Genomic DNA, 13494 nt, shown 5'->3' on the forward strand with positions numbered 1-13494 from the left:
TCTCGTGCTGACGATCAGACGCCGGCAGCGGCCTTGAGAGCCTCGGCGCGGTCGGTGCGCTCCCAGGTGAAGTCCGGCAGCTCGCGACCGAAGTGGCCGTAGGCAGCGGTCTGGGCGTAGATCGGCCGCAGCAGGTCCAGGTCGCGGATGATCGCGGCCGGACGGAGGTCGAAGACCTGCAGCACGGCCTCCTGGATCTTCTCGTCGGCGATCACGCCGGTGCCGAAGGTCTCGACGAAGACGCCCACCGGGGCGGCCTTGCCGATCGCGTAGGCGACCTGGACCTCGGCCCGACGGGCCAGGCCCGCGGCGACGATGTTCTTGGCGACCCAGCGCATCGCGTAGGCGGCGGAGCGGTCGACCTTGGACGGGTCCTTGCCGGAGAAGGCGCCGCCGCCGTGACGGGCCATGCCGCCGTAGGTGTCGACGATGATCTTGCGGCCGGTCAGGCCGGCGTCGCCCATCGGGCCGCCGACCACGAACTTGCCGGTCGGGTTGACCAGCAGGCGGTAGCCGTCGGACGGGATCTCGAAGGTCTCCAGGACCGCGTCGATCACGTGCTTCTTGATGTCGGCCTCGAGAGTGCCGTGCTCGACGTCCTCGGCGTGCTGGGTCGAGAGCACCACGGTGTCGATGCGGACCGGACGGTCGTCCTGGTCGTACTCGATGGTGACCTGGGTCTTGCCGTCGGGACGCAGGTACGGCAGCGTGCCGTCCTTGCGCACCGCAGTCAGCCGCTCGGCCAGGCTCTGCGCGATCTTGATCGGCAGCGGGAAGAGCTGCGGGGTGTCGTCGCAGGCGTAGCCGAACATCAGGCCCTGGTCGCCGGCGCCACGCTTGTCGAGGTCGTCCTCGGAGTCGCCGACCCGGGCCTCGTGGCCCTCGTCGACACCCGCGGCGATGTCGGCCGACTGCGCGCCGATCGCGACCTGGACACCACAGGTGAGGCCGTCGAAGCCCTTGTCGGAGTGGTCGTAGCCGATCTCGATGATCTTCTTGCGGACCAGCTCGGCGACCGGGGCGTACGCCTCGGTGCGGACCTCGCCGGCCACCACGACGAGACCCGTGGTGAGCAGGGTCTCGACCGCGACACGGAGGTTCGCGGTGTTCGGGTCATGGGCCATCAGGTAGTCCAGGACGGTGTCGCTGATCTGGTCGGCGATCTTGTCCGGGTGACCCTCAGTCACAGACTCCGAGGTGAAAAGGCGTCCAGCCACAGTCGTACTCACTCCCAGTCGGTTGGTGTGTGAAGGGCAACGATATCGAGCAACAACAGTTACGTGAGGTTCGTCTCAAGCAGTCGGGGTGAAGCGGGTGACGACCTGATCCCAGATCGCGTGGGCCAACTGCGACTTGGCGCCCCGGGCGACCGGGACCTCACCGCCGTCGGCCGCCACGATCACGGCCTCGTTGTCGTTGCTGCCGAAGACCGCTCCCCCGCTGACGTCGTTGACCACCAGCAGGTCGCAGCCCTTGCGAGCCAGCTTGGCTCGGCCGAGATCCAGGACGCTACCGGTTGCATCGCCCGTCTCGGCGGCGAATCCGACAATCACCTGGCCCGCGCGGGCCCGGTGCTGCGAGATCTCCTTGAGGATGTCGGGGTTCTGCGCCAACGTGATCGGCGGGGCCGAGCCGTCCTCGGCCTTCTTGATCTTGCTCTCCGCGAACGCGGTGGGCCGGAAGTCGGCCGGTGCGGCCGCCATCACCACGGCGTCGGCCCAGGCGGCAGCCTCGAGCACCGCAGCGCGCAGCTCGGCGGTGGTCGAGACGTGCACCACCTTGACCCCGGCCGGGTCCGGCAGCTCCACGTTGGCGGCGACCAGGGTGACGTCGGCTCCGCGGGCCATCGCCGCGCGGGCGAGGGCGTAGCCCTGGCGCCCAGACGAGCGGTTGCCGAGGAAGCGGACCGGGTCCAGGTACTCCCGGGTGCCGCCGGCGGAGACCACCACGCGACGACCGGCGAGGTCGTTGCGCGGGCCGCCGGTGGCCATCAGGTCGGTGACCGCGGCGAAGATCTCGGCCGGCTCGGGCAGCCTGCCCTTGCCGGTGTCCTTGCCGGTCAGCCGGCCCTCGGCAGGCTCGATCACCAGATTGCCGCGACTGCGCAGCATCGCGACGTTCGCCACCGTCGCCGGGTGCTCCCACATCTCGGTGTGCATCGCCGGAGCGAAGACCACCGGACAGCGTGCGGTGAGCAGGGTGTTGGTCAACAGGTCGTCGGCGAGGCCGTGGGCGGCCTTCGCCAACAGGTCGGCGGTGGCCGGAGCCACCACCACCAGATCGGCCTCCTGGCCGATCCGCACATGCGGCACCTGATGGACGCCGTCCCAGACCTCGGCCGAGACCGGCTTGCCCGAGAGCGCCGCCCAGGTGGGCGCGCCCACGAACTCGAGGGCAGCAGCCGTGGGCACGACGGTGACGTCGTGCCCGGACTCGGAGAACCGGCGCAGCAGCTCGCACGCCTTGTAGGCGGCGATGCCACCGGCTACGCCGAGGACGACCTTCATCAGGCGCCGTGCCGCGTCACTCGGAGGCGGCGAGTGCGGCGTCGGCCGCAGCAGCCTTGGCAGCGGCCTCTTCGGCAGCCAGCTCGGCAGGGTCGACGTCCTCGCAGGTCAGCAGGTCCTTGTTGATCTCGCGCAGCGCGATCGACAGCGGCTTCTCCTGCACGTGGGTGTCGACCAGCGGGCCGACGTACTCGAGCAGGCCCTCGCCCAGCTGCGAGTAGTAGGCGTTGATCTGACGCGCACGCTTCGCGCTGTAGAGGACCAGCTTGTACTTGGAGTCCGTCTTGGTGAGCAGTTCGTCGATCGACGGGTGGGTAACACCCTCACCGGTGGGAGCAGACACGTGGACAGGCCTCACGATCATCGTTGTTGGGAACAGCCGAGCACGCCACCAGGGCAGGGTTCACTCGGGCCTCATCAAGTTTACCAACTCTTGAGCGGCATCGTGAACTTCGTGGTTGACGATGCTCACGTCGAACTCGGACTCGGCGGCGAGCTCGACCCGCGCGGTCTCCAGGCGGCGCTCCCGCTCGGCCTCGTCCTCGGTGCCGCGGCCCACCAGGCGGCGCACCAGCTCCTCCCAGGACGGCGGCTTGAGGAAGACGAAGAGCGCCTCGGGCATGTTCTGCTTCACCTGGCGCGCGCCCTGCAGGTCGATCTCCAGCAGAGCCGGGCGACCATCTGCCAGCGCCTGCTCGACCGCCTTGCGTGGCGTGCCGTAGCGGGCGGCCTTGTGGACCACGGCCCACTCCAGCAGATCGCCCTCGGCGATCATCGCGTCGAACTGCTCGTCGGAGACGAACCAGTAGTGGACCCCATCGACCTCGCCCGGGCGGGGCGCACGAGTGGTCGCCGAGACCGAGATCCAGACCTCGGGGTGCTCGTCGCGGATCACTGCGGCGACGGTGCCCTTGCCCACGGCGGTGGGGCCGGCGAGGACGACAAGACGTGACGGCATGACAGAAAGACTCCCTCTAGACCTGATCAGCCGCGCGAGGAGAACTCGGCCTCAAGGGCCGCGACCTGCTTGATCCCCAGGCCCCGCACCCGACGGCTCTCGGCGATGCCGAGGCGCTCCATCACCTGACGGGCGCGCACCTTGCCCAGGCCGGGCACCGACTGCAGCAGGTCGACGACCCGCATCTTGCCGATCACCTCGTTGCTCTGCCCCTCGTGCACCACGTCGATCAGGGAGGCGCCGGAGTTCTTCAGCCGGTTCTTCACCTCGGCCCGCTCCCGTCGGGAGGCGGCAGCCTTGTCCAAGGCGGCCTGGCGTTGCTCGGGAGTAAGCGGGGGCAGTGCCACGGGTGAGGATCCTCGTCATTTCCGTCGCGGGTCAGCGGGTGTCGGGCCAATCTAGTCACACCCGGCGAGCCAGGGCAACGCAGGGGTGAGCGGACTACAGGATCTGGGTGTCGCAGACGTCCAGTGCCTGCTGGGTGATGCCGGTGGCAGCTGCTCGCACCTCAGCCGAGGTGACCGTGGCCACCGCCGTCGCGATCGCCTGCCGGTCGGCCTGGGCGACGTCCTCGCTCAGTGGAGCGTCCAGTGCCGACGGCTCCAGCCCGGCGTCCGCAACGGCGTCCCGCAGCCCGTGCAGGGCGTCAAGGTAGGTCGCCCACTCGTCCTCGAGGTCGGCCGGTGCGGCCTCGGCCAACCCCTCCAGCGTCGGCAGCGCCTGCACGAAGGCACCGGCGCCGCCCTCGTCGGCGATCCGGGTGAGCTCCTGGGCGGCATCGGAGACCGCCTCGCAGTACGCGGCCCGCTGCTCCTGATCGGTGGGCTCGGAGCAGGCAAGGAGCGCCGAGCCTGCCAGCAGCGCGACGCCGAGCGCAGCGCCCAGGCGCCACAGGCTGCGCCGACCAGCGATCACCGGCTCAGCCCAACGCCTCGGCGAACTCGCCGTTCACCCGGCGCGCCGCCTCCCGCAGGGCAGCGACGTCGGGACCCGCCCGCAGGATGTCGCGCGAGCTGCTGGGCAGCACGTTGGACGCAGCGCTGCCGAAGATCCGGCGGACGTCGGCCGGCGTGCCGCCCTGGGCGCCGACGCCGGGTGCCAGAATCGGTCCGTTGAAGGCGAAGTCCTCGCCGGTGTCGGCGAGGGTCGCGCCGACCACGGCGCCGAGGGAGCCGAGCGGCACGCAACCGGCGTTGGCGGCCGCCAGCGAGTCCAGCACGGTGCCGGCCACAGTGCGCCCCGAGCCGGTCCGGGCCATCTGGAACTGGGGGCCCTCCGGGTTGCTGGTCATCGCCAGCACGAAGAGGCCGGCGTTGTTGGCGAGCGCGGTGTCGATCATCGGCTGGATGGAGCCGAAGCCCAGGTAGGGGCTGACCGTGATCGCGTCCACGGCCAGCGTCGAGGTGGCGCCGAAGTAGGCGTCGGCGTAGGCCTGCGAGGTCGAGCCGATGTCACCGCGCTTCACGTCGAGCAGCACCATCGCTCCGGCCGCACGTGCGTCGTCGCAGACCTGCTCGAGGACCGCGATCCCCCGGCTGCCGAACCGCTCGAAGAAGGCCGACTGGGGCTTGATCAGCGACGCCTCGGGCGCCAGTGCCTCCACTGCGATGCGGGCGAACTGCTCGAGACCGGCGACGTTGTCGTCGAGTCCCCACTCCCGCAGCAGCGAGGCGTGCGGGTCGATCCCCACGCACAGGGGGCCGCGGGCCTGCTTCGTCCGGTACAGACGCGCACCGAAGGTCATCGTGCTTCTCCGATCTCTGCGGCCAGACGGGCCGCGGTAGTGGGGTCGTGCAGCAGTGCAGCCCCGAGCTGCACCGCCGTGGCACCGGCCGCGAGCCGGAGCCTAGCGTCTTCGGCCGTGGTGACGCCGCCCCCGCTCAGCAGGGGGACCTCCGGCAGGGCCTGGCGGACCCGCAGCAGGGCAGCCATCGCCACCGGGGCGATCGCCGGGCCACTCAGCTCGGCCGGCCGGCCGTCGCGCATCGCCGCGGGCAGGCCGCCGCCGATGGTCAGCGCGCCGGCGCCCGCCGCCACAGCAGCCCGCGCCAGCCCCACCACGCCGGGCACGGCGAGGCCGACCTTGGCGATCAGCGGCACTCCGGCCGGGAGCTGCGGCAGCACCGTCTCCACGACGTTCGCCAGCTGCGCCGGCGTCGGCTCCGGAAGCACGGCCCCGACCCCGACCTCGACGGCACGCACGCCCGGTGCCTGCCCGATCCGGCGGGCCAGCTCCGCGAGCTCGTCGGGGCGCTCCGCGGCGATCGAGACGATCACCGGGACGTTGCGCTGCACCAGCCCGGGAAGCTCCAGGGCAAGGAACTGGTCGAGCCCGGGGTTCGGCACGCCGAGTGCGCGCAGCCAGCCCGCAGGGCTCTCCTCGATCCGGGGCGCGGCCGCGCCGGCACGCGCGGTCAGCGTGATGGTGCGGGTGACCAGGCCACCCACGCCCTCCAGGGCGAGCTCGCGCCCGGTGCCGCCACAGCCCGCGGCGACCAGCACGGGATGGGTGAGGTCGAGGCTCACAGGTCCGCCCACCTGACGCGGTCGCCGCGGAAGACCGGCCCCTCGACGCAGGCTCGGACGGTGCGAGGCGCGCCGTCCTCACCGGCGACCGGGACCGGGCAGCCGTGGCACAGGCCGGTGCCGCACGGCTGGTCGAGCCGGAGGCCGACCTGGCTCCAGGCACCGGACGCCTCGGCGATCCGGGCGACGTCGTGCATGGCCGGCACCTCGCCGGCGGCGTAGACGACCTCGGCCGCGGTCCGGGCGATCAGCTCCGGCAGCACGTCGGCGATCCCGCCGCGGGCCCCGATCGACCCGTCACCGGTGACCACCTGGACCGAGCGCGCGAAGCGGCGGACGTCGACCACCCCGGCCAGCTGCGCCTCGGTGGGTGCCGCGAGCAGCACGTGCACCACGCAGCCCCGCTCGCGCAGGCGCTCGGCCAACGGCACCAGCGGAGCGGCATGCACCCCGTCGCCGACCAGCACGCAGGTGACCGGCTCGCGCGGTTGCGCGAAGGGACGCCCGAGCGGACCGATCATGGCGACCTGGTGCCCGGGCTCCCGGGAGGCCAGCCAACTGCCGGCCACGCCCCGGGGCTCCACGATCAGCTCCAGGCTCGGCCCGCGCGGACCGACCGGGCTGACCCGATGCACCCAGTAGCTGCGACGCGCCAGCCGGGCCCCGCCCGGCAGCACCAGCGAGACCACGTTGCCCGGCCGGAACAGCTCGGCCACGCCCGGCGCGGTGAGGGTCAGCTGCCGCAGCGCCCCGACCCGCTTGATCGCGACCACCTCGGCCGCGATCTGGATCGGGACGTGGGCGCTCATCGGCCGGCGAGGCCCTTCAGGACCCGCCGCGGCCACAGTGCTCCCTCATAGATGAAGGCGGTGTAGCCCTGGACCAGGGTGGCGCCGGCCTCGACCCGGGCGAGGGCGTCGGCGCCGGTGGTGATGCCGCCGACCGAGACCAGCGCCAGGTCGTCGCCGACCACCGCCTTGAGCTGGCGCAGCACCTCCAGCGAGCGCTCGCGCAGTGGCGCACCGGAGAGTCCACCGGCACCGGCTGCCTCGACCTTCTCGGCTGGGCTGGACAGCCCGGCACGCGAGATCGTGGTGTTGGTCGCGGTGATCCCGTCGAGCTCGACGGCCAGGGCCATCTTGGCGACGTCGACGACGTCCTCATCGGCGAGGTCGGGTGCGATCTTCACCAGCAGCGGCACCCGTCGCGTGGTGACCTGATCGGCGGTGCGCCGCACTGCGGTCAGGATCGGCTCCAGCTTCTCCACGGCCTGCAGGTTGCGCAGGCCGGGCGTGTTCGGCGAGCTCACGTTGACGACCAGGTAGTCGGCGTGGGGCGCCAGTGCCCGGGTCGAGAACTCGTAGTCGCCGATCACCGCGGCCAGGTCGTCGTCGGGGACGACCTTGGTCTTGCCGATGTTCACGCCGAGGATCGGGCCGGGGCGGCCGAGCCGACGAGCGGCTCGCGCCGCGAGCCGCTGGGCGACCGCCTCGGCACCCTCGTTGTTGAAGCCCATCCGGTTGACCACCGCGCGGTCCTCGGGCAGCCGGAACAGCCGGGGCTTGGGGTTGCCGGGCTGGGCATGACCGGTGACGGTGCCGATCTCGACGTGGCCGAAGCCCAACGCGCCGAGGGCGTCGATGCCGACGGCGTTCTTGTCGAAGCCCGCCGCCAGTCCGAGCCGGTTGGCGAAGGTGAGGCCGAAGGCCACCACCGGGTCGGTGACCCGGAGCCCGGCGCCGGCCTTGCCGCCGAGCACCGGGCCGGCTGCCCGGATCGCGGAGAAGGCGGCGTGGTGCGCCTGCTCCGGGTCGATCCGGGTCAGCACCCGATCGAAGAGGATCCGGTAGGGACCGCTCACGCGCCCGTGCCCCGAGCCGCGGCCAGCGCGCTCCACTCCTGCAGGCTGCGCACGCCGATGCTCCCCGAGCGGATCGCGGCGATGCCCTGCACCGCTGCGGCCAGACCCTGCACCGTGGTGATGCACGGGGTCCCGGTCAGCACCGCTGCCGCACGGATCTCGTAGCCGTCGACGCGCGCATCGGAGGCCGAGCCGTTGGGGGTGTTCACGATCAGGTCGATCTCGCCGTCCAGGATCATCTGGACCGAGGTCTTCTCGCCGGACTCCCCCGCGCCCTCGAAGTGCTTGCGCACCACGGTGGCCTCGATGCCGTTGCGGCGCAGCACCTCGACGGTGCCCTGGGTGGCCAGCAGCTCGAAGCCGTGGTCGGCCAGCACCCGGGCCGGGAAGATCATCATCCGCTTGTCGCGGTTGGCGATCGAGATGAAGACCTTGCCCGACGTCGGCAGCGGTCCGTAGGAGGCCGCCTGCGACTTGCTGAACGCCTTGCCGAAGTCGGCGTCGAAGCCCATCACCTCACCGGTGGACTTCATCTCCGGGCCGAGCACGGTGTCCACGAACTTGCCCTCGGGGGTGCGGAACCGGTTGAACGGCAGCACCGCCTCCTTGACCGCGATCGGCGCGTCGGCCGGCAACAGGCCGCCGTCGCCGGTCGCCGGCAGGATGCCGGCGGCGCGCAGGTCGGCGATCGACTCGCCGAGCATCACCCGGCTGGCCGCCTTGGCCAGCGAGGTGCCGGTCGCCTTGGAGACGAAGGGCACGGTGCGCGAGGCGCGCGGGTTGGCCTCGAGCACGTAGAGCACGTCCGAGCCCAACGCGAACTGGATGTTGATCAGGCCGCGGACGCCGACGCCCTTGGCGATCCCCTCGGTGGCCTTGCGGATCCGCTCGATCTCCGAGGCACCCAGGGTGATCGGCGGCAGTGCGCAGGAGGAGTCACCGGAGTGGATGCCGGCCTCCTCGATGTGCTCCATCACGCCACCCAGGAACAGCTCGGTGCCGTCGTAGAGCGCGTCGACGTCGATCTCGACGGCGTCGTCGATGAACCGGTCGATGAGGACCGGACGGTCCTCGCTGATCAGGTCCGTCGCGGCGGCCAGGTACGACTCCAGCTGGTCGTCGGAGTAGACGATCTGCATGCCACGGCCGCCGAGTACGTAGGACGGGCGGACCAGCACCGGGTAGCCGATCCCGTGCGCGATCTGCCGAGCGTCCTCGAAGGAGACGGCGGTGCCGTGCTTGGGAGCGACCAGCCCGGCCTCGTCCAGCACCCGGCCGAACGCGCCGCGCTCCTCGGCGAGGTCGATCGCCTCGGGCTGGGTGCCCACGATCGGCACGCCGGCGTCCTTGAGGCCCTGGGCCAGGCCGAGCGGGGTCTGCCCGCCGAGGGTGGCGATCACACCGGCGACCGGGCCGGCCGCCGACTCCGCGTGGTAGATCTCGAGGACGTCCTCGAGGGTGAGCGGCTCGAAGTAGAGCCGGTCCGCGGTGTCGTAGTCGGTGGAGACCGTCTCCGGGTTGCAGTTGACCATGATGGTCTCGTAGCCGGCCTTGGAGAGCTCCAGTGCGGCGTGCACGCAGGAGTAGTCGAACTCGATGCCCTGGCCGATCCGGTTGGGGCCCGAGCCCAGGATCAGCACGGCCGGACGCTCGCGCGGCAGGACCTCGCTCTCCTCGTCGTAGGAGGAGTAGTAGTACGGGGTCTTCGCCGCGAACTCGGCAGCACAGGTGTCGACCGTCTTGTAGACCGGGCGGACGCCCACGGCGTGGCGCGCGGCGCGCACCTCGGCCTCGGAGATCCCGCGGATGTCGGCGATCTGGGCGTCCGAGAAGCCGTGCCGCTTGGCCGTCCGGAGCGCGGACTCGTCGAGCTCGGCGGAGTCGGCCGTCTCCAGGGCGACCTCGTGGATCAGGAAGAGCTGGTCGACGAACCAGGGGTCGATCTTGGTCGCGTCGAAGATCTCCTCGGGGGTGGCGCCGGCACGGATCGCCTGCATCACCTTCTGCACCCGGCCGTCGTGCGGCCGCTTGACGTCCTCGAGCAGCGCGGCCTTGTCGCCGGCGTCACCGGTGAAGCGGAACGGGGCGGCCTTGTTCTCCATCGAGCGCAGGGCCTTGTTGAAGGACTCGGTGAAGTTGCGACCGATCGACATCGCCTCGCCCACGGACTTCATGTGCGTGGTCAGGGTGTCGTCAGCGGTCGGGAACTTCTCGAACGCGAAGCGCGGGACCTTCACCACGACGTAGTCGAGGGTCGGCTCGAACGACGCCGCCGTGGAGCCCTGCGGGCCGGCGGTGATGTCGTTCTCGATCTCGTCGAGCGTGTAGCCGATGGCCACCTTGGCGGCGATCTTGGCGATCGGGTAGCCGGTCGCCTTCGAGGCGAGCGCCGAGGAGCGGGAGACGCGCGGGTTCATCTCGATCACGATCACCCGGCCGTCGGCGGGGTTCACCGCGTACTGGATGTTGCAGCCGCCGGTGTCCACGCCGACCTCGCGGATGATCCCGATCGCGAGGTCGCGCAGGTGCTGGTACTCGCGGTCGGTGAGCGTCATCGCCGGAGCGACGGTGATGGAGTCACCGGTGTGGGTGCCCATCGGGTCGAAGTTCTCGATCGAGCAGATGATGACGACGTTGTCGTTGCGGTCGCGCATCACCTCCAGCTCGTACTCCTTCCACCCGAGGATCGACTCCTCGATCAGCACCTCGGTGGTGGGCGAGGCGGAGAGGCCGGCACCCGCCAGGCGGTGCAGGTCCTCCTCGGAGTAGGCGATGCCGGAGCCGGTGCCGCCCATCGTGAAGGAGGGGCGGATCACCACCGGGTAGACGCCGCCCAGGGTCTCCACGGCGGCCAGGCAGTCGTCCATCGAGTGGCAGATCACCGAGCGGGCGACCTCGCCGCCGACCTTGTCCACGATGCCGTTGAACAGCTCGCGGTTCTCGCCGCGGTGGATCGCCTCGAAGTTGGCGCCGATCATCTCGACGCCGTACTTCTCCAGGACGCCGGCCTCGTGCATCGCGATGGCCGCGTTGAGCGCGGTCTGGCCACCGAGGGTAGGCAGGATCGCGTCGGGACGCTCCTTCGCGATCACCTTCTCGACGAACTCCGGGGTGATCGGCTCGACGTACGTGGCGTCGGCGAACTCCGGGTCGGTCATGATCGTGGCGGGGTTGGAGTTGATCAGGATCACCCGCAGGCCCTCGGCCTTGAGGATCCGGCAGGCCTGGGTGCCCGAGTAGTCGAACTCACAGGCCTGGCCGATGATGATCGGCCCCGAGCCGATCACCAGGACGGACTTGATGTCTTCGCGCTTCGGCATGTGCGTCAGGCGTCCTTCCGAGCAGTGCTGTCCAGCAACTGGACGAAGCGGTCGAAGAGGTAGGCGGCGTCGTGCGGGCCGGCTGCTGCCTCCGGGTGGTACTGGACGGAGAACGCCTTGAGGGCGCCCGCGTCGTCACGGAGCTCCAGGCCCTCGACGACGTCGTCGTTGAGGCAGACGTGGCTGACCCGGGCGATGCCGTAGGGGGTCTGCGTCTCGCCCTCGAGCGGGGCGTCGACCGCGAAGCCGTGGTTGTGCGCGGTGACCTCGACCTTGCCGGTGGTGCGGTCCATCACCGGCTGGTTGATCCCCCGGTGGCCGTACTTCAGCTTGTAGGTGCCGAAGCCGAGCGCGCGGCCGAAGAGCTGGTTGCCGAAGCAGATCCCGAAGTAGGGAAGCTCCTGGCCCAGCGCCGCCTTGAGCAGCTCGATCTGACCGGTGGTCGCGGCCGGGTCGCCCGGGCCGTTGGAGAAGAAGAGCCCGTCGGGGCTCACCGCGAGGACGTCCTCGATGCTGGCGTTCGCCGGCAGCACGTGCACCTCGATGCCGCGCTCGCTCATCATCCGCGGCGTGTTCGCCTTGATCCCAAGGTCGAGGGCGGCGACGGTGTACTTCTTCTCGCCGACGGCGGGGACCACGTAGGCCTCGGCCGTGGAGACGGCGTCGGAGAGGTTGGCGCCGGTCATCGCGGCGGCCTCCTGGACCCGGGCCAGCAGCGCCTCGGGGTCGGTCTCCACGGTGGAGATGCCGACCCGCATCGCGCCGCGCTCGCGCAGGTGGCGGGTCAGCGCGCGGGTGTCGATCCCGCTGATGCCGACCACGCCCTGCTCGCGCAGCTCGTCGTCGAGGGAGCGCTGCGAGCGCCAGTTCGACGGACGGCGCGCGGGGTCGCGGACGACGTATCCGGCCACCCAGATGCGACGGGACTCCGGGTCCTGGTCGTTCATCCCGGTGTTGCCGATGTGCGGCGCCGTCATCACGACCACCTGGCGGTGGTAGGACGGGTCCGTCAGGGTCTCCTGATAACCGGTCATTCCGGTCGAGAACACGGCCTCGCCGAAGGTCTCACCCTCGGCCCCGTAGGCCTGGCCGCGGAAGGTTCTGCCGTCTTCGAGGACGAGCAGCGCGGGCTTCTTCGTGGCATGCAGCGGCACGCCGGACCTCCTTCTCCGCCTCACAGGACGGCTCGTTAAAGGATGTGCAAGCGGGCTCGACCCTACCAGGCACCCCGATGTGTCCGGGCTCACCCCGGCTCCTGCTCCAACGCCGTGCCTGCTGGCCTAGGCTCAGGTGCGTACCGACGGTATGTCAATAGTCCTGGGAGGGAACCACACCATGTCGCGTCCAGCTCTCGGCCTGCTGCTCTGCGCCCCGCTGCTGCTCAGCGGCCTCAGCGCGCCGGCCCATGCCGAGATCCTCTGGCCCCGCTCCTGTCATGCCACCGGCGGCGTCGGCATCACGATCAGCGAGAGCGACCTCGGCTTCCGCCTGGACGGCGACTGCAACGAGGTCCGGATCACCGGCGACGGCGTGACCGTGGACGCCGGCCGGGTGCAGCGCCTGGTGATCGAGGGCGACGACGTCACCGTCCGTGGCGCGGTGCTGCGCGAGATCGTGGTGCGGGGAGCGCGCGCCGACGTGCGCGCCTCGTCCACCGAGCGCCTCACCGTCACCGGTCGCCGGCACCGGATCACGATCACCGGCCTCGCCGAGCGCACGGTGCTGCGTGCCAAGCGCAGCACGATCAGTGCACGGCAGTACAACTTCGTCACCGTGACCGGCAACCGCAACGCCCTGACCGGCAAGCGCGGCTACGACGTGATCCTGCGCGGCAACCGGAACACCGTCGCGATCGCCGACGTCGAGGCGGTCAAGGACCGCGGCCGGCGGAACCGGGTGCGCTGAGGCGCTACTGCCCGCCCAGCCCGCCGGGGATCGGCGCGGTGGGGTCGTAGGGCACCCGGGTGAGCACGAAGGTGGCGAGATCCAGGTGATGCACGGAGCCGTCCGCACGCCGGGTCACCAGCAGTCGCTCGCCGTCCTGGTAGCCGGCCACGCCGATCAGCTCGCCGGCACGCACCCGGTGCTTCCAGACCGCGGTGCCGGCCACCCGGGTGACGAGCTCGTCGCCCTCCCAGGCCAGCACGTGCTCGGTCGCGCCCCAGTACCAGACGCCGAGCAGCTCGCTCACCTCGTCCGGAACCGGTGACGACGGGCGCCACGGCGCGGGCAGCATCGGCTCGGCGTGCTCCAGGGTGACCAGCAGCTCGCCGACCAGGTCCGTGCCGCCCAGTCCGTGCGTCGCGTTGGCCAGCACCACGC

14 protein-coding genes are annotated in these 13494 nt (G+C 71.1%); 1 reads left to right on the forward strand and 13 read right to left on the reverse strand.

Annotation, left to right across the window (positions count from 1 at the left end; all coding sequences use genetic code 11):
- Positions 1 to 14: 14 nt before the first annotated feature.
- From metK to carA, 12 genes are all read right to left on the reverse strand, one after another.
- On the reverse strand, positions 15 to 1217 hold the full coding sequence (gene metK, locus ABD151_RS06355; RefSeq protein WP_343992459.1) for a methionine adenosyltransferase: 1203 nt from the start codon (positions 1215 to 1217) through the stop codon (positions 15 to 17).
- 75 nt (positions 1218 to 1292) lie between these two features.
- On the reverse strand, positions 1293 to 2510 hold the full coding sequence (coaBC, locus tag ABD151_RS06360; protein ID WP_425571871.1) for a bifunctional phosphopantothenoylcysteine decarboxylase/phosphopantothenate--cysteine ligase CoaBC: 1218 nt from the start codon (positions 2508 to 2510) through the stop codon (positions 1293 to 1295).
- Positions 2511 to 2523: 13 nt separating this feature from the next.
- On the reverse strand, positions 2524 to 2850 hold the full coding sequence (gene rpoZ, locus ABD151_RS06365; RefSeq protein WP_425571862.1) for a DNA-directed RNA polymerase subunit omega: 327 nt from the start codon (positions 2848 to 2850) through the stop codon (positions 2524 to 2526).
- Between the two features lie 60 nt (positions 2851 to 2910).
- Positions 2911 to 3465: a guanylate kinase gene (gene gmk / locus ABD151_RS06370; RefSeq protein ID WP_343992465.1), complete on the reverse strand. Its 555-nt coding sequence runs from the start codon at positions 3463 to 3465 to the stop codon at positions 2911 to 2913.
- A 26-nt stretch (positions 3466 to 3491) separates the two neighbouring features.
- On the reverse strand, positions 3492 to 3812 hold the full coding sequence (gene mihF / locus ABD151_RS06375) for an integration host factor, actinobacterial type (protein ID WP_343992467.1): 321 nt from the start codon (positions 3810 to 3812) through the stop codon (positions 3492 to 3494).
- A gap of 94 nt (positions 3813 to 3906) precedes the next feature.
- The gene (locus ABD151_RS06380) at positions 3907 to 4380 is read right to left on the reverse strand and encodes a hypothetical protein (protein WP_343992469.1); all 474 of its coding nucleotides are present in this window, start codon (positions 4378 to 4380) and stop codon (positions 3907 to 3909) included.
- Between the two features lie 4 nt (positions 4381 to 4384).
- Positions 4385 to 5209 carry an orotidine-5'-phosphate decarboxylase gene (pyrF, locus tag ABD151_RS06385; RefSeq protein WP_343992471.1) on the reverse strand — a complete coding sequence of 275 codons (825 nt, stop codon included), beginning with the start codon at positions 5207 to 5209 and terminating at the stop codon, positions 4385 to 4387.
- Complete coding sequence (locus ABD151_RS06390; RefSeq protein ID WP_343992473.1) at positions 5206 to 5991, reverse strand: tRNA-dihydrouridine synthase; 786 nt, start codon at positions 5989 to 5991, stop codon at positions 5206 to 5208. Before ABD151_RS06390 ends, pyrF begins: the two co-directional genes overlap by 4 nt.
- The gene (locus ABD151_RS06395) at positions 5988 to 6800 is read right to left on the reverse strand and encodes an iron-sulfur cluster-binding protein (RefSeq protein WP_343992475.1); all 813 of its coding nucleotides are present in this window, start codon (positions 6798 to 6800) and stop codon (positions 5988 to 5990) included. Before ABD151_RS06395 ends, ABD151_RS06390 begins: the two co-directional genes overlap by 4 nt.
- On the reverse strand, positions 6797 to 7852 hold the full coding sequence (locus ABD151_RS06400) for a quinone-dependent dihydroorotate dehydrogenase (RefSeq protein ID WP_343992476.1): 1056 nt from the start codon (positions 7850 to 7852) through the stop codon (positions 6797 to 6799). The genes ABD151_RS06395 and ABD151_RS06400 overlap by 4 nt, the downstream gene beginning before the upstream one ends.
- On the reverse strand, positions 7849 to 11172 hold the full coding sequence (gene carB, locus ABD151_RS06405) for a carbamoyl-phosphate synthase large subunit (RefSeq protein ID WP_343992477.1): 3324 nt from the start codon (positions 11170 to 11172) through the stop codon (positions 7849 to 7851). Before carB ends, ABD151_RS06400 begins: the two co-directional genes overlap by 4 nt.
- A gap of 5 nt (positions 11173 to 11177) precedes the next feature.
- A complete protein-coding gene (gene carA / locus ABD151_RS06410; RefSeq protein ID WP_343992479.1) occupies positions 11178 to 12326 on the reverse strand; it encodes a glutamine-hydrolyzing carbamoyl-phosphate synthase small subunit in 1149 nt (382 codons plus the stop codon).
- A 181-nt stretch (positions 12327 to 12507) separates the two neighbouring features.
- On the opposite strand from carA, the gene ABD151_RS06415 reads away from it, so the two are divergent.
- Positions 12508 to 13077: a hypothetical protein gene (locus ABD151_RS06415; RefSeq protein ID WP_343992481.1), complete on the forward strand. Its 570-nt coding sequence runs from the start codon at positions 12508 to 12510 to the stop codon at positions 13075 to 13077.
- 4 nt (positions 13078 to 13081) lie between these two features.
- On the opposite strand, the gene ABD151_RS06420 is transcribed toward ABD151_RS06415, so the two are convergent.
- On the reverse strand, positions 13082 to 13494 hold a 413-nt coding region (locus ABD151_RS06420), incomplete at its 5' end, for a DUF7586 domain-containing protein (RefSeq protein WP_425571863.1).

Origin of the sequence: Nocardioides dubius, from assembly GCF_039528155.1 — a bacterium.
Lineage (GTDB): Bacteria > Actinomycetota > Actinomycetes > Propionibacteriales > Nocardioidaceae > Nocardioides > Nocardioides dubius.

Excerpts from the sequence above, each read along its gene's own strand:
- gmk (WP_343992465.1), bottom strand. The coding sequence starts at position 3,465 with ATGCCGTCACGTCTTGTCGTCCTCGCCGGCCCCACCGCCGTGGGCAAG.
- pyrF (WP_343992471.1), bottom strand. The coding sequence starts at position 5,209 with ATGACCTTCGGTGCGCGTCTGTACCGGACGAAGCAGGCCCGCGGCCCC.
- ABD151_RS06395 (WP_343992475.1), bottom strand. The coding sequence starts at position 6,800 with ATGAGCGCCCACGTCCCGATCCAGATCGCGGCCGAGGTGGTCGCGATC.
- carB (WP_343992477.1), bottom strand. The coding sequence starts at position 11,172 with ATGCCGAAGCGCGAAGACATCAAGTCCGTCCTGGTGATCGGCTCGGGG.
- ABD151_RS06415 (WP_343992481.1), top strand. The coding sequence starts at position 12,508 with ATGTCGCGTCCAGCTCTCGGCCTGCTGCTCTGCGCCCCGCTGCTGCTC.